Genomic DNA, 23,795 nt, shown 5'->3' on the forward strand with positions numbered 1-23,795 from the left:
ACAACCTAAATTGAATCCATCTATAAAAACGGTAGAAAACTCAAAACCTAAAACAGAAGTTGTTCATTCTAATCTATCAATAGAAAATGATAGTATAAACTATAATAAATATAAAAATGGTAAAAAAAGATGGTTTATGGAGAGAATTTCATGAAAATGGAAAATTAGGAGCTGAAGTATATTTCAAAGATGGAGAAGAAGTAGGGATAAAGAGGCTATATTATGAAAACGGTCAAGTAGAGAGAGAAAATAATTGGAAAGAAAATAAAATTATACCTGAAAAATGTTGGGATATAAATGGTAAAGAAATAGATTGCACTTAAGTTGTGATGAAAAAACAACCAACAATAATGCGGTGGTTTATGTATACTAAACGCCACCATACCATATATACTAGACGTTATACACAAACTAAAAACCGTGACTTAGTAACATTTTACGCTGTTACGACACATACTTAATAACGTTACAGAACCTTAAAAAACGACTAATGAAAAACAGTTTTCTCGTACTATTTCTTTTGTATTTTTTAATTGGATGTAGCGATCAGAAATTAACTAATAAGGAGATCGTTACTACATATTATAATGCCAGAGATGCAGCCAACTACAATAAGTTAAAAACATTCATAAACGATAGTATTACAATAACTGCAGGAGATTACATTATGCCTTATACCCATGATAGTTTTTATGAAGAGTTTAAATGGGATTCTATATTTAGAACATCATATAAAATAGTAGAATTAACAGAAAAAAATGATCAGGTTATTGCCTCTGTAACTTCTAATTCTATTCGTTTTGAGTTTTTAGAAAACAACCCTCTAACGTGCCAATACAAAATCTCTTTTAATTCTGGGAAAATCTCAAAAATTGAATCCTTAGAATGTATAGATGCTAATTGGAAAATTTGGCAAAGAAAAGTAGATTCTTTGGTGAGCTGGGTTAACGCAAATCACCCTGAGCTGGATGGTTTTATTAATGATATGACAATGAACGGTGCTATAAATTATTTAAAGGCAATTGAGTTGTATGAAAAAAATAAAAAGTAGCTAATAAAGTATAAAAAACACATTGAAAACGCATTTAATACAAACCGTTGTAAGTAATTGTTAATAAGCTATATTAAATGAGGGTAGATCATGAAACATTACCAAAATGCATGTTGGAAGAAAAGAAATTTTCTTGGGGTGAACCTTATTTAGAAGTAACTCCCATATTCGATACTTTGATATCACAAGAATTAAGTAACCTTGAATTTTGTATTGAAATATTTATAAAAAATAACTTCAGAAATCAATTATTAGAATTTTATAACGTTTTGACAAACTATGAGGAGAATGATCGAATTGAAAATTTTGAAGGAACCCTATCAGAACAACTCCGCAAAGAAATGTTACTAAAAATTAAAATCGAACTTGATTCTGAAAAGAAATTGACACCTTGGGAAAAATATAAAGAATACAGAGAAGAGTTAGATTTCTTGTATATTTTTGAAGAAGAGTTTGATCGAAAAATAGTATTTATAAAACCAAAATAAAACTACTTACAAGATTATATAATAAATCATAATTATTTAACAGCACCCTATGATTGTTATAATAAACAGTTAGTGGTAAGCAAAAAACGGAAATGAAAATAAAGGGAACTCAAATAATAATTCTTTGCTTGTTAATGGTAATAGGCTGCAAACCAGAAAAGAACAATAGCGTAAATGTAATAAATTCTGATATAGATAGGTTTTGGATAGCTTTTGATACCATTTCCAAAGTATCAGATTCTACTCAACAAATGCAATTATTGGAAGAATTGTACCTTTCGAAAGGCACACCAGGCTTGTTCGGTATCATTGAATCTAAACGATACCAAAAAGAAGAGTTTTTGAATATGATAAATAAATATCCTAAGTTTTTAAACTCGGTACGTCAAAATACAAAGAAAGCTAAGGAATTAGCAACCGAATTAGAAGCTGGAATAGACAAGTTTAAATCTGTGTACCCTAATCTGAAACCAGCAAAAATTTATTTTACCATTGGTGCTATGAGAAGTGGAGGAACTACTTTAGATAGCTTAGTTTTGATAGGAAGTGAATTAGCTATGGTTGATGAAAAAACTAATATATCAGAATTTGAAGGCCGGATGAAAACCTGGGCAGAGAATTACATAAAAACCAGACCACTTGATAATATTATCTTACTCAATGTTCACGAATATGTTCATACACAGCAAAAAACAATTCCATCCAATTTGTTGTATCAGTCTTTATATGAGGGAGTTGCAGAGTTTGTTTCTGTAAAAGCGATGAACATGCGATCTTCATCACCAGCTATCGCATATGGAAAAAGAAATCCAGAAGTAAAGGAGACGTTTGAAAAAGAAATGTTTTACAATTGGACATTCCAATGGTTGTGGAGTAACAATTCTCCTAAGGATTTTGGAGTAAGAGATTTAGGCTATTACATAGGCTACGAAATTTGTGAATTATATTATGAAAGCAGCATAGATAAAAAACAAGCAATTAAAGAAATGATTGAGCTAAACTATGAAGATGCAGAACAAATAGATGCTTTCATTGATAAAACGAACTTCTTTTCAAAGCCGATAAGTGTACTTAGAAAAGAAGATGAAAACATAAGACCAAAAGTCGTTGCAATTAAACAGTTTAATAACAATTCTCAAACAGTAAATCCAGATTTAAATGAAATTACTATTGAATTTTCCGAACCCCTTAATGGATATAATACAGGTGTAGATTATGGCGAATTAGGGAAGGTTGGATTTCCAAAGGTTATCGATAGAACTTGGTCAAAGGATTCTTTAGCATGGACAATCAAAGTAAAATTAGAACCTGAAAAAGAATACCAAATTTTAATTTCTAACAATTTCAGAACAACAGAGAATTTACCTTTACAACCCTATTTAATTCATTTTAAAACCGCCAAAAAATAAAACAGAATTACTACAAAATGTATGGTGTTCATTGCTAGAAAAAGTAGAAAACACTCGTGGTTTAGTAACATTTTATGCTACTGCGATACATATAATAAACGTTGTAAACATTTGAACTAAAAAATAATTTAACGAATTAAAAGTTTGTACAAAGTAATTAATTTTATTATTTCTTTTGGTGCTCTACAAGGTCTTATCATTGGAGTATTACTTTTAATAAAAGGCTTCAAGTCGAAACAAGAAAAATTGTATTTGGCTCTAATATTAATTGGTTTTGCTGCTATATTAGGAAGAGTTTTAATATTAGGTATTTACAACAATCAAGCATTGTTCCTGGTTAATCTCAATTTTATTTTATTAATTTCTCCTGCATTCTATTTATATACCAAAGAATGTTCAAACACTACAAAAAATATAAAATTAAAGGGCAAACATTTCCTACCTTTTCTCATTATAAATTTGGGGTATATATTGTTTTGTTTTATGGTTAAAGATGCTGTTAATTATCAGAAGTATCTGCAAAATGTTATAAAAATAAATGAGAGTTTTAGTATCGTTTATTTCGCAATATATTTATACCTAACCTATGACTTGTATAAGCAAAATAAGTCGTACTATTCTAAAATACGATACCAATTATTAAATCAACTAACACTTATGTTTTTTGGTTTTTTTATTATTTGGATAGCTTACGTTTTGACAGAATGGATTTACTTTGATTATAACATGGAACTCATATACTATTATCCAATAATGGTGCTATTAGCTGTGATTCTTTATTATTTGAGTTTACGAATTATTATCCATACACAATTTTTATTTGTTGGTAAGGAAATTCCAACAAGGAAAAATTTTATTTTAAAAGAGAGAGAAAGCAAGCATTTATTAGATAAGTTAACTCTTTTTATGAGTGAGAAAAAACCTTTTTTAGATGGTGATGTTTCTCTAATCACTCTTGCGAATTCACTAGATGTAAACCCAAAAGTCCTATCTTTTGTTATCAATGAACATAGTAATAAGAATTTTAATGATTATATTAATAATTGGAGAGTTGAAGAAGTAAAGAAAAGATTAAATGACAAAGCGTATAAGCATTATAAAATGTTAAGTATTGCTTTTGATTGTGGGTTTAATTCTAAATCAACTTTTAATCTTGCATTCAAAAAAGCTACCGGATTATCTCCATCACAGTATAAAAATTCTAATTACTACTAATCTTATATCTTCTTTTGAGACGACTACAAAAATATTTTGAGTCCTAAATCTTCTTTTAAGGCGACAATCCGTTATCTCTATGATAGTTTTGTCTAATAAAAGATAAAAAATGGACCTATCAAGAGCAATCATTTTTAGCATGTTACTAACTATTATAGGGTGCAAAAATGATAACCCTACCTTCGATGTAGATAACGGATTATATATAGATAATGTTACTATAATATCTGCAAACAAAAACGGTATACTAAAAAAGTATATAGGAAATGTGTTGATTGATAATGAGACTATCCTTTTTTGCGGAAAGCAGAAACCAAATGTAAAAGGCGTTTATAAAAAAATTAATGGAACCGGAAAGTATTTAACTCCAGGGTTAATAGATTCACATGTACATTTAAGCTCTATTGCAGGGATGAATTATAAGCATGTAAGAGCCCTGCCAGAATTGGCAAATAGCTATTATGAACAGCTTCCAAATAGTTATTTATATTTTGGTTACACTACGCTAATTGACCCTAACAACTATAATCCTAGAATTATAAAACAAATCAAAGATAAAGAGATTAAACCCGACATTTATACATGTGGCGAACAAGTAAAAGTGATGAATGATTTTATGATGGCAGAGGATGATCCAAAAGATCGATATAAATTCTACCCTAACTTTTTACATGACAAATACAACAAAAATGTTAGCATACCAGATACAATAAATAGTAATGATCATTCTGTAAAAAAAGTAGTTTCTGATATCGTTAATAAACAAGACGGAATCTGCATGAAAACTATTTATGAAGATGGATTTGGTGGTACCGAAGAGATGCTTTGGGAATTACCTACATTAGATATTATGAAAGATTTGGTGCACCAGGCACAAAGTGAAAACATTCCTGTATTGTTACACGCAAACTCATTTTCTGCGCAAAAATTCGGATCAGAAGCTAATGTCGATATTATTGCTCACGGAATGTGGCATTGGGGATTATTAAAAGAGTATTTGAATGTGAGTAAACTTCCAGAAACTCATAAAGAATTGTTATCGACTATTGCTGATAAAAAGATTGGGTATCAGCCTACTTTTAGAGTAATTGCTGGGCAAAAAGATGTCTTTAATTCTAATTTTGTAAATGATTCAAATTTAGAAAATGTACTACCCTCTAATCTACTAAAATGGTTAAAAACCGACGAAGGATTATGGCAAAAAAAGAGAATCATGAGCTATGGTGGAGATTATTTTGACTCAGAAACCCCAGATAGAGAAATAGCTGGTATGATGCAGTTAGTTTTAGATAAAATCAATATTAGTACGAACTATCTATCTGGTGAAAATGGTAATTTGTTATTTGGATCAGACACACCTGCTATGAACAATCATGCAAATCCTCCTGGATACAATGGTTTTTTAGAGATGAAACATTGGGTTGAAGCAGGAATCTCATTAGAAAAGATATTTATGGCTGCTACATTTAATAACGCAAATGCTTTTCATATAATTGACAAATACGGAACTATCGAAAAAGGTAAAACAGCAAATTTATTGTTATTTAATCAAGATCCGTTAGATAATATATCTGCATATAATGCTATAAATTCTGTTATTGTGCATGGCAAAAAATATGAGAGAAATACACTTTCTGCAAAGGTAAATGATTAAAAATTAGAAGTTTTTAACTAGGGATTATCAGTAAGTATAGAGTCATTCAAAAAACAGAATACGCTTAAGCTTAAATAGGAAAAGAACTTATTTCTGTAGGAGAAGAGGGCATGATGAATTTGGCAAACAATTATAAAATTATCCTAAAAAAATAGGGGCAAATTTGCCCCTTATTGTAACTATCTCAAGCCTATAATACTTTTGTTCTCAATAAAAATACGACCATGAACAGAAGACTACTAGGCAATATTTTGATTGTAATACTCCTGATACTTTCGGGTTCGGGTATACTCATGTATTTTACGCCTTTTGAAAAAAATATGGCCTCTCTACATACTTTTTTTGCTTTAGTATTTATTGTGGGAATGATATTTCATATTATCAATAATAAAATACCACTATCAAATTATATAAAGGGAAAAAGGCAACCCAGATTAAAGAAGCTCCAAAGTCCCTTGATTTTCTTTATTGCCGCATTGGTTGTTATGGGGTTATATTTTGATATGCCCGTCTTTAACACAATTTATAATTGGGGAAATCAAATAAGAAACAAACAAATTGGAACAACTGAAGAAACATTTGATTATCAGGTTATTGAATTGGATAAAACAATTGGAGAACATAAAATAAGTATCGAACTAAAAAAAGGAGAGAGGTTTCAATATCCATTATTTGCAGTTTGGGTAGAAGATGCTAAGGGTAATTATATAGAGACTCTATACATTTCTAGAGTGATTTCTTCTAGTACATTCGATTATGGTAAAAAAGTTGGAGCTAACTGGAAACCAGCAATTGTAAGACGCCCAGAAGCACTCCCATATTGGTCTCATAAAAGAGGGATAAAAGCTTCAGATGGACTTTATATACCTCTAAATGGGGCGCCCGATCTAGATGCCGTTTCGGGGGCGACACCTACAGGTAATTTTGTAATACAATCAAAAACTGACTTTGATACCCTTAGTGATTATAAAATTTTGATAGAAGTAAATCAATCTTATGACTGGAATGAATACTACTCCAAAGATAAATTCCCAAATGATGAAATTTATTCAGGATCAGGACAAGTAGGACAACCCTCATTAATTTATTCTTCAGAAATTAAATCGTCGGATTTTAATAGTACAACACATAAAATTATGAACCTAATTGGGCATGGTCATTATTCTGGTAAAACCGGAAAATTGTTTACAGATATGTCTAACATTTCAACTGCCAAAAATATAGCAAATAGAATAATACTCACAATAGAATAAGTACCAATGTGCATAAATGATAGCTCAACAAATCTCTCATATCCCAAACGTATAATAATTCTGATGTTATCTATAATTTTATGTTTAATTTTATTCTAGTAAACAAAGGCAAAAATATTGAAGAAAATTCTAATGTATATGTAGGTATGATAGATTTTGAGTATGGTTTTAGTAGAGTAATTATTGCCGCAAATCAATGAATATGAATTTAACAAGACATATTCGGGGACTGTTTCAACCTATTCAACCCACCATACAACAAACTAAAGAAAATGTAAATTATATTGAGTTTTTACCAACAACCAAATTACAACCTTACATCTATTGCTATTGGCAATTAAAAACAACCGAAAAACTAAATGATACTTTTAGCTATAAAGTAGTTTCTGATGGTTGTATTGATATTTTATTTGAAATAAATAACCCTAAAGATAATTTCGTTGCTGGTTTTTGTAAAAAATACACAGAATACGTATTACAACCAGAATTCAACTACATTGGTGTTAGATTTTTACCCACTATATTTCCTCAGATCTTTAAGGTTAATGCAAGCGAACTAAGTAACAAGTTTCAAAATTTGGAAGATTTTGTTCCGCAAACATCAAAATTTATAGCTAGTCATTTTCATCCTAAACTGAATATTGAAGAGATTAAATTAAAATTTGACATTTACTTTACCAATATTTTAAATCATACTGTTTTCGATTATGACAACAGACTTTACAATGCCATAGATACAATTCTAAAAAATTATGGAGTATTAAATATAGAAAAAGATGTAGATGTAGGAATTAGTAATAGACAATTACGAAGGCTTTTTCAATTCTATATTGGTGACTCTCCTAAAACATTCAGTAAAGTTGTTCAGTTTCAAAATATATTAAAAGCAAAGCCGTCTAATCAAAGCCTTAAACAAAATAAACTTTTTTATGATATTGGCTATTATGATCAATCTCATTTTATTAAAGATTTTAAAAACTTTTATGGTGTCACTCCAAATAAAGCTTTTAAGAGAACTCAGTAATATGTCCGTTTTTTACAATATTTAACTGTGTTAACGCTATAGTTTTGAAGAGTAAATAAAAACTTAAAATGATGAAACAAATTTTTAAAATCACATTTATTCTATTAGCTACCACACAAGTATTTTCTCAGACAGATCAAAATTTAAAAACTATGAAACTAAATGCAGGAATTATCACCGAAAAATTAACCGAAACTAAAGAGTTTTACACAAAAGTGCTCGATTTTGGAGTTACATTTGAAAATGAATTTTATCTGCTAATGCATACCCCTAATCATCAAGCTGAAATTAGTTTTTTACTACCTAATCATCCAACACAAAAACCTATATTTCAAAAGCCCTTTGCAGGTAATGGTATGTACCTTACTATTGAAGTTGATGATGTAGATAAAATCTATACTGAAATTAAAAAGAAAGGTGTAAAAGTTGAAATCGACATACGCAACGAATCATGGGGAGACAGACACTTTGCTATTGTAGATCCTAACGGAATAGGTATTGATTTGGTTACATATACAAAACCAGAATAAAACTATGTGCAACACTGTAAAGAATAGTACAAGGCCATGTATACTCATCATAAGCAAAAAATAAAATGAAAAAATATTATACACTATTGTTATTCGTCTTTTTAATGATTTCTTGTAATAAGAGAGTAGAAAAAAACAAGATATTGTTTATAACCACTAGCGTTAACAAGATGGGAGGCAAACCAAACGGAACTTATTTGATTGAATTAGCAATTCCGTTTAATGAATTTTCTAAAAAGAATTATCAAGTTGATATTATGTCACCAAAAGGAGGTGAAATTCCAATATATCATAGTGGAGATACCACAGAAATAGTAAAATCAATCATAAAATCAAATGTATTTTACCATAAGACCAAAAACAGCCTTAAGCCCAAAGACATTAATCAAGAAGAATATTTGGCTGTTTTTATTCCCGGTGGATATGGACAATTTTGGGATACTCACAAAAATAAAGAAGTTCAGAAAATTATAGCCGAAATCTATGAGTCAAATGGAGTAATCGGAACAGTAGGTCATGGGACAGCAACGCTTATTGACGTAAAATTGAAATCTGGAGAATATTTGGTAAGTAATAAAACAATGACAAGTTTTCCTTCCTGGAATGAGAAAAACATTATGAAACAATCGAATTTTGGTGCTTTATTACCTTACGATATGGAAGTAGAATTGCAAAAAAGAGGAGCTGATCTAAAAATATACAATCACGAAAAAAAAGTGAATTACGAAGTCATTGATTCGGAAAACAGATTGATAACCGCATCATTTTCTACAAGTGGAAAATTTGTTGCAGAAGAAGTTTTAAAATTGCTTAATAAAAGCGAATAAAAACTACACACAGCAGAATGAATAATATATATATACGCTATAAACATCACCATATTATCTATGAAGAGGTGTTACCACCAATTAAACCAACTGAGATGGAAAAATAGTGTCGTACTGATTTTTTGCTTCATCAGTTAAATATGGATAAATACTTTGGCTTATTAATAATGAGTATTGCTCAATAGATTCCCTTGATAAAACGTCGGCTTGAATCAAAATAGAAGAAAACCAAAAATTACTAATAACCTCTATCCTTTTGAATAAACTGTGATATTCATTTTTTAGCAATTCTTCACGAAATACCCCATTTTTAATAAGAACATCTACAACTTTTATAAACTCTATTTCTCTTCGTTTTGAAAGCTCAGAATAATGCCTTTTTATCTTCTGATTTCTCCTTGTGATAGTTATAAAATCCAATAAAAAGAAATGATACTCATAAAGTATAGTAACAATTTCTACAGAGATATTTAAAAATGATTGCAATAAATCATCGGTTTTTATAAAAAGAATACTGTCGATTTTTTCAACTAACTGAAAATAGAGCGCTTCAATGATATCTTCTCTTTTTTTGAAATGATATTGCAGATTACCCACACTAATCCCCGCCTTATCAGCAATGGCTCTTAAGGATACATTTGAAATCCCAGAATCATTAAAGAGGTTCAGGGATTTTATTAAAATCTTTTGTTTTGTTGCATTCATCAATACAAAGATATTATTTTTTAGTACAAATGTACTAGGCTGATTGTTTTTTAGTACATTTGTACTATATTAACAATTGTTATTTATGACTGTAGATATTATCGGAGCAGGAATAGGAGGATTAACCACTGCAATTGCACTTCAACAAAAGGGGATTAGAACGAGAATTTTTGAGCAAGCTGAAAATATAAAACCTGTTGGAGCGGGGATTATTTTAGCTAATAATGCAATGCAGATGTATGAAAAACTAGGGTTGAGAAAAATAATTGAAGACAATGGAAATTACATTGCTTCGATTAATATTACTAAAGCAGATCTAAATCCCATCTCTAAAGTTAATTTATCTTTTTTCGAAAAAAAGCATAAAGTAAAGAATATTGCAATTCATCGGGGTGTTTTACAACAAATTTTAATTAACGAATTAAAATCTAATGAAATACACTTAAATCATCGTTTAAAAAAGGTAAAATCAAACGATAATGGATATTCACTAACGTTTGAAAATGGAAAACAAATTCAATCTTCAATACTCATTGGTGCAGACGGGCTAAAATCGGTTGTGCGACAAGGCTTGTTTCCAGAGACTATAATAAGAAATGCTAAGCAAGTTTGTTGGAGAGGAGTAACAGACTTTAAACTTCCTGGTGTATACAAAAACGAACTAAATGAAGCCTGGGGAAAAAGAGACCGATTCGGGTTTGTTCAAATAGCAAAGGATAAAGTATATTGGTATGCCTTGAAATCGTTCAAAAATGACAAAAATGAATTTTCTGTACATGATATTGAAAATTACTTTGATAAGTACAATTCGGTTATTAAAAGTATAATTTCTTCAACTAAAAAAGAACAAATAAATACAGCAGAAATATCAGATTTAAAACCAACTAATTTTTGGTATAAAGAAAAGGTTTGTCTTATTGGTGATGCAGCACATGCAACGACCCCAAATATGGGGCAGGGGGCATGCCAGGCAATAGAAGATGCTTATATTCTATCAGAGTGTTTACATAAATATGAAGTGGATCAAGCTTTTGCAACCTTTCAAAAATTAAGACTTCCTAAAGCACATCAAGTAGTAAAGGCAAGTTGGATGCTTGGAAAAATTGCACATTTATCAAATCCAATTTTAATCGGAATTCGAAACCAATTGATGAGCATGACACCTTCTTCATTCAACAGAAAACAATCTGAACACATCTTTCAAATCCCAAACTTATGATTACTACAATACTATCTATAATTTTATGTTTAATTTTTGTAGTACTTGGAGGCTTTCATTTCTATTGGCTTTTTGGAGGTGTTTGGGGCGTAAAAAAGGTTATTCCTACAAAAGACAATGAAGAAAATATGCCATTCATCCCTAAATTTGCAACCTTACTGGTAGGACTTGTATTAGTTTTATTTGGATTGGCTTATCTTATAAAATCAGGACTTATAAATATTATGATTTCAAATTGGATAACAATTTATGGATACTGGTTTATTCCTTCTATTTTTATCTTACGGGCCATTGGAGAGTTTAAGTATGTTGGCTTTTTCAAGAGAATAAAGAATACCGAATTCTCGAAAGCAGATTCAAAAATATTTTCTCCATTATGCCTGGTAATTGGAGTAATCGGGATATTAATTCAACTTATAAAATGAAAAATACAGATATAAAAAAGTCCTCCTTCACTGATCCAATGTGTCGGAGGACTTTAACAATCAAAAACTATTTTTAGTTACAGGTACCTATGGTTTTCCACCAGTGTTCTCCACTACCTGGGGTTACCCATATTGGTCCCGATTGAGCTTCGTATAATGTACCTTGATATACTACTTTGTCTCCCACATTATATACTGTTGGATATGCTTCCCAATTTGCAATACCACTACAAGAACCACCATTACCACCACCAGAAGAAGTAATCGTAATAGATACTGAAGCCGATGTAGTTGTTGCATTAGCATTATCTGTAGCAATAGCACTTAGGGTATAATTTCCTACAGAAGCATTATTCCAGGAATAGCTATAAGGGCTTGTTGTGTCTTCTCCGAGTTTAGTAGTTCCTTGAAAGAATTCAACCTTCGTAATTGTTCCATCAGTATCAGAAGCATTTGCTGTAATATTGATAGATTGTCCTTCGGTTACAGATTGATTATTTGTAGGAGATGTAATAGATACAGATGGAGATTGATTGTTTCCTCCCCCGTTACCATTGCAATCCTGAACGAATTCCCATGGTAGTCCACCTCCTGCATTTGATGATGGATTATCATTTTTGGTCCACCATTTTGCACGATATAATTTATTGTTATAGACAACCTCCTGTCCCGTGTTATAAGTAGAAGAGGCATTCCAGGGAGCAGATTCACAGCCTGATCCACCGCCTCCGCCGCCATCGCCAGTGTATGGAGATTCTGGATAGTTTTCTGCATTTGCTATAGCCTGAGATTGTGATGTACCATTTAGTACCTGGCTTGCAACATGAAGATATCCATATGCCGATGAAGTCGTATTACCCAGTAATAATTGCCATATCATAACTCCATCATTAGAGGTATTATTTACAGCAATATGGTTAGATAGTTCTGCTACGTTTTGATAAGTATATTCATAATATGGTCCCCAAGGCTCATTAGGATAATGAACTCCGGCTGCAATAGAAAACCCATACTGGTTTGAATAATGTTTATAGGCATCATACATGATTTTTCTGTTACTGGCAGCTCCTGTATTATATCCTTGATATGCAATAAGATCGATTTTATCACCAACAGCCTCCATTACAGGGATCATATGCCCGGTAGTAGCAAAACCAAATAAGCTAATGGCTTGATTAGGAGAAGTTGCATTAAATAGGTTGGTATCAGACTCTCCTGTTACTGTGTTTCTTTTACTATAAGCAAAAGGAGAGGAGGGATCATCATTATTTGCGCCACCTAAGGCTCCAACACCAGCAGGAGCACAAGCTAATAGGTATTGTCCTTTTGGCATAATGGCTCTCGAATTTGTAAAGAAATCGATAAAGCGTTGTACATTTATAGGATCACCTATAGTAGCAAAACTACCATTAGGTTCAAAATCCCAATCAACACCTTCGAATCCCATATCATCTACAAGATCTTTGATCTGTTGATAATTGATGTCATAGGCTGCATCTGTACCCCAGTACGTTTCTCCACCTACAGATAGAATAACTTTGATTCCTTTTGATTTTAGCGCTGCAACAGATTCTTTTAAAGTATCCCCTCCATAAGGAGTTTGAATACCTGTATTAGTGATATCTAAAGAACCTTTTTGATACCGAAGATTAGGCTTTGCAAAAGCCAAAAAAACGTGAGTGATGTGCTCTGGAATATCTCTTAGTTTAGATCCTTGCCCAGGCCCAGCCCAGCTTTCGGACCAGGAAGGGAAATACCCTAAGACAATAGGTTCTGTGAGTGCTGTTTTGTCTGTTAGATTTGCTTCAGAATTTTGAACCTCTGCGGCCCCTTCTTCTAAAAAATTTTCATTCGTACAGGAAAATAAGAATACCTGTATGAGTAAGACGACTGATAATCTTTTAAGTAATTTCATTGTGTATTAAATTAAGAGTTTGTGAATATTTAGAGGTTATTATACAGCTAATGAAAAATCATGTTTTCGTTTATTTCTTTATAATCAACCTCAGAAGCTTTTCTGTATTTAAGTTCTACAGTATTCCAATCTGTAGCCCAACCTTTTGCTATATTGTTTAGATACACTATTTTTAATTTATGCTTTCCCTTTTGTAATGCGATCGAACTTTCTTTAGGGTGTTTTTTTAATGGAGTTTTATAATCAATAACAAGTTGATTTCCTATCCAAACCTGATCCTGAGTACTAGAAAAATAATATACTCCGTCTTCTGGGATATCAACATAACCATCAAGAAAAACAGCTTTGAAGTTATTCTTATTCACTTCATGACCCCAATGGTAAGTGGTATTAGCATCTTTAATTTTTTGAACTACAGAAGTATGCACTTTTGTAGTATCCTTAATATCATTGATACTTTTAAAATCCCCTTTTATCTCTTTCATGATAAGCCCTTGAGATAGTTTTGCTGTATTAGAAGCGGCAATAGGATTTTCTTTTGTGATGTTCAATTTTCGAATACTACTCATTTTTCCATTTTTCAATATGGAGGCAATTCGTAGTTCTGCATTTTCCTTAAAATGCAAGGGTTCGGTATATGCTGTACTAGATGCATTTGGATCTGTTCCATCTGTAGTGTATACCATTTTAACCGGATGTGTGGTGGTAAAAGGAATGCTTACACTATCAATAAATGCAATTTTATTTGAAGTAGGCCCCTCAGGAAGAGGAATATGATAATTGGCATGATGATATTCTAGCACATCATAAACAGTATTCAATCTATTTAAGAAATCATCGAATTTTTTATTTTCTTTTTGCGACCATGTAGTTTCAGCCAATGCTATAATACGTGGGTATAACAGGTATTCAATTGTTTTGTCTTCATAAGCATATTCTGTCCATACATTTCCCTGTGCGCCCAAAATATGTTTCTTTTTGTCGTCTTTAATTTCTTTTGGTATTGGATCGTAGTGATATACTTTTTCTAGTGGGATATATCCCCCAAAGGCTAATGGTTCTGCTTTAAAGTCACCCTGATAAAAGTTAAAATAACAATATTTTGCAGGAGTCATGATGACATCATGTCCTTTGTTAGCAGCTTTGATTCCTCCTTCTTCTCCCTGCCATGACATAATATTGGTCGTAGGAGTAATGCCACCTTCCAGGATTTCATCCCAGCCAATCATTTTTTTATCAAATTTTGATAAGATTTTTTCTACACGAGCCATAAAATAGCTTTGGATCTCTTTTTCATCTTTTAAGCCTTCGCGTTTTTTCAACTCTCGGCATTCTAAAGAGTTTTTCCATTGATCTTTAGGTACTTCATCTCCTCCCATATGGTAATATTCATATGGAAATAGGGTAGATAGTTCCTGAACTACATCTTCTATAAAAGTGTAAGTTTCTTCTTTTCCTGCACAAAGGATACTGGATTCTACACCCCATAGATTTCTTACTTCATATTTTTCTTTACTACAAGAAAATTCGGGATATCCAGCTAAAATAGCTATGGCATGTCCTGGTGTGTCAAATTCTGGAATTACATCAATAAATCTTTCTTTGGCATATTGTACAACCTCTTTTATTTCTTCCTGGGTATAAAATCCTTGATGAAACGAACCATCGTTATTTTTCCTTTTAGACCCAATCTCTGTAAGCTTAGGATATTTTTTGATTTCTATTCGCCATCCCTGATCATCGGTAAGATGCCAATGAAATTTGTTGATCTTGAAAAGTGATAATATATCAAGTTGTTTTTTGATAAAATCGATAGAGAAAAAATGCCTAGAAACATCCAGGTGCATCCCTCGCCAACCAAAACGAGGTTTATCTTCTATATTTAGAGCCTGGATTTTAATAGGGAGGTGCATTTGATTTTTTGGATTAGCATCATATAACGGAAGAAGTTGCATAAAAGTCTGCATGCCATAATACAATCCTTGATCAGTTTTAGCTTTTATTTTTACTTCATCTTTTGATATAGATAGATGATATTCTTCTTCACCAAAATCCAAAGTACTTTCTTTGATTAATTGAATACTGTTTTTGGTGCGATTCTCACTATGCATTGAAAAAGAATGACCTGTAAAAGTCTTGATTTTTTCGATAAAAAAACTTGCAATAACCTCTGAAGATGTGTCATTACATTGAAAAGTAGTTTTTTTGTTGATCTCGAAATATCCTTGTTTTGTATCTACTTTGAAAGGTATGGGGGTAATACTCAAAGATCGATTAACAGGAGATGATGAATCAGGACTTTTGCAGGCCATGAAAATTAAAAAAAAGATGGGTATAATTCGTAAACTCATTACTGACTTGTTTTTTGAGAAATTCTTTGCGTGATCAGGCGATTAACTAAATGGTCTATTGGTTTTTTTACAAAACCCTTAACCCGATAACCACGATCATCTAATAATTTTTTTATAATATCTTGTGAGTAGTATGCTACCGAACCAACAAAGTGTATAGGGTATTTAGATAATTCTTCTTTATACTGAAAAAGGTAAGTACTTATAAATTTTGAAACACCATGATGTAAAATTTCTTCGAGATAAGCATTTCCCCGATTTCTAAAAATGAACTTAGCATAAGAAGCTAAATACTTATTAGGGTGATCAGCACAATATAATTCATCAAGAATTTGATTAAGCTCGGTAGTATAATCATTCTTAAATAATGAGGCCGTATCTGCTGGCATTTTACCTAGAAAATAATCTTTAATTAATTTTTTCCCCAAATAGTTACCACTCCCTTCATCTGCTAATAGATATCCTAAAGCAGGAGATTTTTGAATAACGTTTACTCCATCAAAATAGCAGCAATTTGCTCCTGTTCCCAAAATGCATACCACACTTGGTTTTTCTGTTGTAGCTTTTACAGCTCCGATAATATCTTCTTCTATAACAATAGATGTTACATTTTTAAATATGGATTGCAATACGAGAGCTATTTTTTTCTTAGCATCGGCCTCACCACACCCTGCTCCATAAAAGTAAATCTTATGAATAAGATCTCTTTTTTGAAGTATGGTATCTGCTTTTTGAACAATATTTATGATAGTATCGTCAGAAAGTAAAAGAGGATTTATACCATCGGTTTTAGTTTTGTGAACGAGTTCTCCATCATTTTTAACAAGAACCCAATCACATTTAGTAGAACCGCTATCTGCAAATAATATCATTAGTCATTAGTTTATTTATCATTTATGTACTGTCTTATTGTTGATGCATAACGAAGAGATTCTTTTTTAAAAGCAACTTTCCCTCAATACATGAGGGAAGGTTGTTTTTTGCAAAAATTTATCTAACAAACAAAGCATTAATTTTTTAAAATATATATCTCTTAAAAGCTTCTATAGCTTCATAATCTGCAAGACCAAGCTTATCATATAATATCGCTGTATTTCTATTTCTTTCACGAGCTCTTAACCAAAACTCTCTAGAATCCTCTCCTTGAAACATCACCCTGTCTTTTTGGGATTGGTGATATAAGATAGCATTAGTTTTTTTGGATACTTCGTGTGGACTTAGAGGTACAGCCATTTCAATTTCAGAAACGTCCCATTCTTGCCAGGCACCTCTATATAGCCATACCCAACAATCATTCATGAAACTTTTACTTTTTAGGTTGTTAACAGCCTCAAAAATAGCATCTAGACAAACTTTATGAGTTCCATGAGGATCGGCAAGATCACCTGCTGCATATATTTGATGTGGTTTTATTTTTTCGATAATATCTGCTGTAAGGGCTACATCTTTTTCTCCCAGAGGATTTTTTCTAATTCTCCCGGTTTCATAAAATGGGAGATCGAGAAAATGAACTTTATCATCATCTAATCCAAAATAACGAGTAGCTCCCAAAGATTCCATTCTTCGAATTAATCCTTTAATTAAACGAACTTCTGGTATATCAATATCACCTGGATTTTTTGATTTAAGAAATGCTATAACCTTCTTAAAAGTATCTTCATCTTTACCTGGGTGAACACTATTGGCTACCTCAGAAAATTTTAAGGCTTCATCATCTGTAACGGCTATATTACCCGAAGTCTGATAAGCAACATGTACATCATGTCCTTGATCGATTAATCTTAAGAATGTTCCTCCCATTGATATAACATCATCATCTGGGTGAGGGCTAAAAATTAAAACCCTCTTTTTTGCAGGTAGAGCTCTCTCGGGCCTGTTGGTATCATCTGCATTTGGTTTTCCTCCTGGCCAACCTGTAATGGTATGCTGAAGTTTATTAAAAATCTTAATGTTTAAATCATAAGACGACCCTTCAACTGCCAAAAGGCCAGACATTCCATTATCATTATAATCTTTATCTGTAAGTTTTAAGACAGGTTTATTAAGTTCTTGACTCAACCAGGTTACCGCTTTAAATTTTAATTGTTCTTTCCAAATGCATTGATCTACAAGCCATGGTGTTTTGATTCGTGTAAGTTCAGAAGCTGCTTCAGAATCAAGGATGATCGTAGTATTTTTATGTTCTTGTAAAAAAGATGCGGGGATGTTGGATGTAATTTCACCTTCTATGGTTTGTTTTACTACTGTAGCCTTTTTATGCCCCCAGGCTAATAGTAACACCCTTCTGGATTTCATTATGGTACTTATTCCCATAGTAACCGCTTTTTTAGGAACATTTTCTAAACCATTAAAATCAGATGAGGCATCAGTTCTAGTTACATGATCTAATGTGATGATTCGTGTTCCCGAATTAGGGTGTGATCCAGGCTCATTAAAGCCAATGTGTCCTGTTCTACCAATTCCTAAGAGTTGAAAATCTAATCCACCATACTTTTTGATCTTCATTTCGTAATCAATGCAGTACTGATCCATTTCTGTAACAGGAATGGTGCCATCAGGAATGTTGATGTTTTCTGGGTTAATATCTACATGATCAAATAAGTGTTGATGCATAAAATGATAATAACTTTGCTGGTGACCTGTATCCATAGGATAATATTCATCCAGATTAAAAGTAACTACATTTGAAAAGCTTAACTCTCCAGAACGATGTAGGCTTACCAATTCTTCATATACTTTTATAGGTGAAGAACCTGTAGCCAGACCGAGTACACAAAGTTTTCCTTCTTCTTGCTTTTGTTTAATTAGTGTTGCAATTTCGTGGGCAACAAGTTTTGAAGCTGTCGAAGAATCGGGAAATATTTCATTATGAATCTTCTCAAACTTCGTTTTTTCAAACTGTCCTACCTGTTTATATTCAATTTCCTGGATCATTTTTCCTCAAGAGTTTGATATTTTTATTGTTTTTATTATTTCAAGGCTTTTGATGAAAAGAGATGGAGTCGAGAGATATTGCTCTATCCATCTCTTTTATCAGTATTATTTGGCTAACTCAAATTTTTTAAAAATTTCCACCAGGAACATCCCACCATAGTCGGGTTCCTCCGTTATCAGCACCACCAAGAAGTGTTCTTGCTTGCGCTACTCCTTGTGGGTTAGTACTTCGCTGACTAGCTGGGAAAGGTAATCTTCTTACTTGAATATCAGTATCTACCGTACCTCCACTATTATTAGCTACCGAAGGGAATATTTTTGGATATCCTGTTCTTCTAAACTCACTCCATGCTTCTTGTCCATCAGGGAACATAGCGATCCATTTTTGAGTAATAATTCGCTCTAATTTTTCTTCATTTGTTGCTCCGCCATCCCAGGCTATAGTAATCGTACTTAATGCAGGAGTACTATGAGATCCGACAGGGTCAACATAATCAATAGGTATAGAGGCATTATCAGCAATGTAGGTTGATGCCCCAGCAGCGCCGTGTTGCTCAAAAGAAGTTGTGATTCCCATTTCATAATTTGATTGCGCATCACCGGCACCAGCCCATCCTCTTAAGGCAGCTTCTGCCTTTAAGAAATATGCTTCTGCAGCAGTCATTAATTGGATATCTGTAGTTGGAGTTTTATCTACTATATAAGAATTTCCTAATCTAGAAAAACCAACATAATCTCCTTTTTGATCAATATCATCAGTATACCCGTCTAATAATGGTAATCCACTTCTTAATCCTTTTAGAGATCCAGGTGTTACTGTAGATTCTTCAAATAAAACAGGACCTCTGGCATCGTTATAACCAACTAGTATAGACTCCATAGAAGCGTTCATACGAACGTCATTCCACTCAGAATTAAAAACAGTTAATGGATGTTTTGCTCCTCCTTTAATAATAAAATTATCAGCATTAGTTTCTAAAAGCCCTGCACCAAGTGCTAGTGATTTCTCTCCTTCAGTTTTTGCCTTAGCAGCATCTGCTTTCGAAATTCTAATAGCTAAACGTAATCGAAGTGTATTGGCAAATTTTATCCATTGTTCATAATTTCCACCATATACAAGATCAAAATTAGTGAACTGCTCATTGGTTGGGTCTGTAGATAAAGTGGTGATTGCTTCATCAAGTTCAGTAAAGAACTGGTTGTATACTTCTTGTTGAGTATCATATTCTGGAAAAGATGCTCCTGGTACTCCAAATTTTGAATATACAATCGGACCATATACATCTGTTACTCTATGCATACCTTCGACTCTTAGTATTTTTGCAACCGAATAGATTAATGGAAATTTTTCTTCTCCACGCTCTTTGACTAATGCAGCATTTTGCATAACTCCAGTAGAGGAGTATGGGATATCCCAAGGGAATTGATCCCAAAAATCAATAAAATTATAGTTTGTGGTATTTGCTCCTCCTGCAAATGGTCTTGGTGGGGCCATATATCCACAAAAAGTATCTGCATTTAGATTATGCTGTAACTGTGTATGCCATGCAGGATCATACCTGTACAGGTTTAAAAAGATAGGATTAAATGGTCCACCTACATTAATAAAATCGGCTTCACTTTGTGCATCCGTTAATCCATTAGGATCTGTATTTAATGCTTCAAAATCGTCTGTACATGAGAGTACAAATACCGAGATAAAAGCAGTAATGATTATTTTTTTAAATATATTTTTCATGATATTCTATTCCTTTTAATTAAAATGATAAGCCAACATTCAAACCGATACTTCTGGTAGATGGCGATCCGAATACATCAACACCCTGAAGTCCGTTTCCTGTACTTAAAGATATATTGGGGTCATATGGAGCGTCTTTATAAAAGAAAAATAAATTTCTACCTACTAAAGAAGTATTGATCGAATTAAAGAAACTATTCTCTCCAAGGTTAAAATTATATCCTATAGATAATTCTGCTAATCGGATATTAGTAGCATCATATACATATTCACCACTAAATTTATCTCTTCCTCCAATTGCCTGATGGTATTCTGCAGCTGGTATTGTAGTTTCTGAACCAGTAGCTTCATCAAAAATTCGCACGCTACCTGTTCTGTCTAATGTTCCGAAACCATCAACGATAGCTTCAGTAAGACTCATTACTTCTCCACCAAATTTTCCATCAACTAAAAAGGATAATGTTATGTTTTTGTAAGTAAAAGAATTATTCCATCCTAAAGAAAAATCAGGATTTGCATTTCCTAATAAATCAAAACCTCCTCTGGTATTTGCATCAGGTGCCGCTTGAGTAAAGTTACCATCTGCATTTCGAATTGGCAATCCATTTGCATTTCTGTTAAGTCGTTTTCCGTAAATATCACCAAAAGACCCACCTTCTGCAATTAATAAAGCATAAGAGTTAACACTTATTGGAGTTAATTCTAGGAAATCTCTATCTAATCTAGCATCTAATTCTTTAATAGTATTTTTATTACTAGCAAGGTTTACAGAAGTGTTCCATGAAAAATTCTCAGTTTGTATTGGGTCTGCGGTAATAGAAACTTCAATACCTTTATTTTCAAAATCCCCTGCGTTGATAGCAAATTGATCTGCTGTTTGACCATTAGCATTGGTTTGACCACTGGCAGACTGGATTGTCATAAATTGATCTATAGTATTGGTTTGGTAATATCCAATTTCAAACCCTAAACGGTTATTAAAGAATTGCCATTCTGTACCGATTTCAAAAGATCTTTGAGTTTCTGGTTTTAGCTCTGTAAGTGGTCTTACCGTAGGACGGTTTAACCCACCAGGACCAGTACCAATAGTATTGATTGGATTGTTAGCAAAACTTTGTATATCATTACCTACCTCTGCATAAGAAGCTCTTACTTTTGCAAAAGAAATCACTTCAGGTAATTCAAACATTTCAGAAACAACTCCCGTAATACCAAAAGATGGATAGAAGAAAGAGTCTGAAACTGTTGAAGACCAGTCGTTTCTAGCTGTTACATCTAAGTATAACATATCTTTGAAACCTAGTGTAGTACTAGCAAATAGAGATTGTACTTCTTTTTGCTCTGCTTGAGTTTCTTTTAATATTGGATTAACCCCTACTGTACCAACTACAAAATTAGAAAGCGTAAAGATGTTTGGTATTTTTAAATTACCTCCTACACCAGAATCTAATAAGGTGCTTTCGCCTAAATCTGATTTTCTGATACTAGTACCGATATTAGCGGTTAAATTAAAACTATCTGAAAGAGGAGTATTAATAGTAGCTATGATATCACCATAGATCTGAGTATCCTCTACATCATTTAATAAATAACGACCATTTGAAGCAGATAACGTTCCATCGGTAGTTGCGTGAATTCTTCTTTCAAACTTATAAAAGTTTTTGTCATAACTTCCTCTGGTTTGAACGGTTAACCAATCATTAAACCTGTATTTTAAAGAAACAGATGCCAAAACTTTTTGATTCTGATCATCACTGGCATTTCTATTGATTATCCAATATGGGTTTTGTTCGATATCAGAAGTTCCTCTAAACCAACGTTGCGCCATTAAATTTCTATCTACATTAAATTCTTCAAAAACTCTATAATTACTTAAAGTTTCTGTATCCGAATTAAATGCTGTTGCTCCTACTAATGGATTATAATATAAACCAGAAACAGGCTTATTGTGTATTTTTTGAGTTGAAAGCAAGATATTGGCATCAACAGTTAACTTGTTATCGAATAGTTTAGCCGTTTCTCTAATATTAAGAGTATGCTTTTTTACATTGTGAGTAGGAAGTATTCCTGATGCTTGTGTATTTGCATACGAGAAATAAGTTTGAGCATTTTCTGTTCCTCCTGATACTGACAATGAATTAATTGCAGTTGTTCCTGTTTCTAAGAAGTCATCTATGTTTTTTTCTGTACGATCATTAAAATCAAGTAAATAAGCAGCGTTATCTACTGTGAAACTAGAAGATACATTTGTTCTAAAACTTCCTGATTTACCTTTCTTAGTAGTAATTAATATCACACCATTAGATCCCTGGCTACCATATAAAGCCGAAGCCGAAGCTCCTTTTAGAACACTAATACTTGCAATGTCATCTGGATTGATCAAGGATAGAGCATCTCCACCATCTCTATTTCCTGCATTTTCGATATCACCAAATGTACTATTAGGTTGAATCGCAGAATTGTTTAATAAAGGAATACCATCTACAACGTATAATGGTTGGTTATTTCTGGTAGAAGTATTACCTCGTAAAGTTACTTTTACCGATCCACCAACACCAGAAGCACTTCTGTTTACAACAAGACCAGATACCTTACCCGAAAGACTGTTGATAGGGTTGGCATCTTTGATTTTTGTTAGCTCATCAGATTTAATATCCTGAGCTGCATAAGTAAGTGATTTTCTGGTTTTTTGAATCCCCAGTGCAGTTACTACTACATCTTCTAATTGTTCAGCATCTTCTTGCAATTGAACATTTATTACTGTTTCACTACCTACAGTAATTTCTTTATCTGACATTCCTAAATAGGAAAACTGAATTACGTCTCCTGCTGCTGCAGTGATTGTGTAATTTCCGTCAAAATCGGTCTGTACTCCATTTGTAGTTCCCTTTACAATAATATTAACTCCAGGTAGTGGCACACCATCTGAAGCTCCCGTTACTGTCCCCGTTATTTGGGTTCCCTGCCCAAAACTCAGAAAAGAAAAAAATAATAGAGTGGTTAGGGTTAAAATCTTTTGTTTCATATTAATATGTGTTTTTTGAATGATCTCAAAGT

Annotated in this window: 19 protein-coding genes; 12 read left to right on the forward strand and 7 right to left on the reverse strand. The window is 32.5% G+C overall.

Going from position 1 to position 23,795, the window contains the following annotated elements; genetic code table 11:
• Positions 1 to 116 precede the first annotated feature (116 nt).
• The 10 genes from NNL09_RS15265 to NNL09_RS15310 all read left to right on the forward strand — a co-directional run bounded on the left by NNL09_RS15265 (position 117) and on the right by NNL09_RS15310 (position 9,451).
• Positions 117 to 323 carry a hypothetical protein gene (locus tag NNL09_RS15265; RefSeq protein WP_196909748.1) on the forward strand — a complete coding sequence of 69 codons (207 nt, stop codon included), beginning with the start codon at positions 117 to 119 and terminating at the stop codon, positions 321 to 323.
• A 167-nt stretch (positions 324 to 490) separates the two neighbouring features.
• The gene (locus tag NNL09_RS15270) at positions 491 to 1,051 is read left to right on the forward strand and encodes a hypothetical protein (RefSeq protein ID WP_025666374.1); all 561 of its coding nucleotides are present in this window, start codon (positions 491 to 493) and stop codon (positions 1,049 to 1,051) included.
• Between the two features lie 77 nt (positions 1,052 to 1,128).
• Positions 1,129 to 1,539, forward strand: a complete 411-nt coding sequence (locus NNL09_RS15275; protein WP_196909749.1) for a hypothetical protein — start codon at positions 1,129 to 1,131, stop codon at positions 1,537 to 1,539.
• A gap of 92 nt (positions 1,540 to 1,631) precedes the next feature.
• Positions 1,632 to 2,948 carry a hypothetical protein gene (locus tag NNL09_RS15280; RefSeq protein WP_196909750.1) on the forward strand — a complete coding sequence of 439 codons (1,317 nt, stop codon included), beginning with the start codon at positions 1,632 to 1,634 and terminating at the stop codon, positions 2,946 to 2,948.
• A gap of 906 nt (positions 2,949 to 3,854) precedes the next feature.
• Positions 3,855 to 4,163 (forward strand): AraC family transcriptional regulator, encoded by a 309-nt coding sequence (locus NNL09_RS15285; RefSeq protein ID WP_196909751.1) that lies wholly within the window; start codon positions 3,855 to 3,857, stop codon positions 4,161 to 4,163.
• 109 nt (positions 4,164 to 4,272) lie between these two features.
• A complete protein-coding gene (locus NNL09_RS15290; protein WP_196909752.1) occupies positions 4,273 to 5,817 on the forward strand; it encodes an amidohydrolase family protein in 1,545 nt (514 codons plus the stop codon).
• Between the two features lie 224 nt (positions 5,818 to 6,041).
• Positions 6,042 to 7,070, forward strand: coding sequence for a hypothetical protein (locus NNL09_RS15295; RefSeq protein WP_196909753.1), 1,029 nt, complete (start codon positions 6,042 to 6,044; stop codon positions 7,068 to 7,070).
• A 202-nt stretch (positions 7,071 to 7,272) separates the two neighbouring features.
• Complete coding sequence (locus NNL09_RS15300; protein ID WP_025666380.1) at positions 7,273 to 8,094, forward strand: helix-turn-helix domain-containing protein; 822 nt, start codon at positions 7,273 to 7,275, stop codon at positions 8,092 to 8,094.
• Between the two features lie 152 nt (positions 8,095 to 8,246).
• The gene (locus tag NNL09_RS15305) at positions 8,247 to 8,624 is read left to right on the forward strand and encodes a VOC family protein (protein ID WP_025666381.1); all 378 of its coding nucleotides are present in this window, start codon (positions 8,247 to 8,249) and stop codon (positions 8,622 to 8,624) included.
• A gap of 65 nt (positions 8,625 to 8,689) precedes the next feature.
• Positions 8,690 to 9,451 (forward strand): type 1 glutamine amidotransferase domain-containing protein, encoded by a 762-nt coding sequence (locus tag NNL09_RS15310; RefSeq protein WP_196909755.1) that lies wholly within the window; start codon positions 8,690 to 8,692, stop codon positions 9,449 to 9,451.
• Between the two features lie 81 nt (positions 9,452 to 9,532).
• Here the strand turns inward: NNL09_RS15310 and NNL09_RS15315 are convergent, their stop codons facing one another.
• On the reverse strand, positions 9,533 to 10,156 hold the full coding sequence (locus tag NNL09_RS15315) for a TetR/AcrR family transcriptional regulator (RefSeq protein ID WP_025666383.1): 624 nt from the start codon (positions 10,154 to 10,156) through the stop codon (positions 9,533 to 9,535).
• A gap of 85 nt (positions 10,157 to 10,241) precedes the next feature.
• Between NNL09_RS15315 and NNL09_RS15320 the strand changes: the two genes are divergently transcribed.
• Together NNL09_RS15320 and NNL09_RS15325 are read left to right on the forward strand one after the other, a co-directional pair.
• Entirely contained in the window at positions 10,242 to 11,375 is a 1,134-nt protein-coding gene (locus NNL09_RS15320; RefSeq protein WP_196909756.1) for an FAD-dependent monooxygenase, read from the forward strand.
• Positions 11,372 to 11,800 carry a DUF3995 domain-containing protein gene (locus NNL09_RS15325; protein ID WP_196909757.1) on the forward strand — a complete coding sequence of 143 codons (429 nt, stop codon included), beginning with the start codon at positions 11,372 to 11,374 and terminating at the stop codon, positions 11,798 to 11,800. The genes NNL09_RS15320 and NNL09_RS15325 overlap by 4 nt, the downstream gene beginning before the upstream one ends.
• Positions 11,801 to 11,873: 73 nt before the next feature.
• Here the strand turns inward: NNL09_RS15325 and NNL09_RS15330 are convergent, their stop codons facing one another.
• The 6 genes from NNL09_RS15330 to NNL09_RS15355 all read right to left on the reverse strand — a co-directional run bounded on the left by NNL09_RS15330 (position 11,874) and on the right by NNL09_RS15355 (position 23,763).
• Positions 11,874 to 13,715: an Ig-like domain-containing protein gene (locus tag NNL09_RS15330; RefSeq protein ID WP_196909758.1), complete on the reverse strand. Its 1,842-nt coding sequence runs from the start codon at positions 13,713 to 13,715 to the stop codon at positions 11,874 to 11,876.
• Positions 13,716 to 13,762: 47 nt separating this feature from the next.
• A complete protein-coding gene (locus NNL09_RS15335) occupies positions 13,763 to 16,066 on the reverse strand; it encodes a family 20 glycosylhydrolase (protein ID WP_196909759.1) in 2,304 nt (767 codons plus the stop codon).
• Entirely contained in the window at positions 16,066 to 16,938 is an 873-nt protein-coding gene (locus tag NNL09_RS15340; protein ID WP_025666388.1) for an N-acetylglucosamine kinase, read from the reverse strand. The genes NNL09_RS15335 and NNL09_RS15340 overlap by 1 nt, the downstream gene beginning before the upstream one ends.
• Before the next feature lie 145 nt (positions 16,939 to 17,083).
• Positions 17,084 to 19,000: a glucosamine-6-phosphate deaminase gene (gene nagB, locus NNL09_RS15345; protein ID WP_025666389.1), complete on the reverse strand. Its 1,917-nt coding sequence runs from the start codon at positions 18,998 to 19,000 to the stop codon at positions 17,084 to 17,086.
• Between the two features lie 127 nt (positions 19,001 to 19,127).
• The gene (locus NNL09_RS15350) at positions 19,128 to 20,738 is read right to left on the reverse strand and encodes a RagB/SusD family nutrient uptake outer membrane protein (protein WP_196909760.1); all 1,611 of its coding nucleotides are present in this window, start codon (positions 20,736 to 20,738) and stop codon (positions 19,128 to 19,130) included.
• A 19-nt stretch (positions 20,739 to 20,757) separates the two neighbouring features.
• Positions 20,758 to 23,763: a carboxypeptidase-like regulatory domain-containing protein gene (locus tag NNL09_RS15355; RefSeq protein ID WP_196909761.1), complete on the reverse strand. Its 3,006-nt coding sequence runs from the start codon at positions 23,761 to 23,763 to the stop codon at positions 20,758 to 20,760.
• Positions 23,764 to 23,795 lie beyond the last annotated feature (32 nt).

It is taken from the genome of Aquimarina sp. EL_43 (assembly GCF_943422735.1).
Taxonomy (GTDB): domain Bacteria; phylum Bacteroidota; class Bacteroidia; order Flavobacteriales; family Flavobacteriaceae; genus Aquimarina; species Aquimarina megaterium.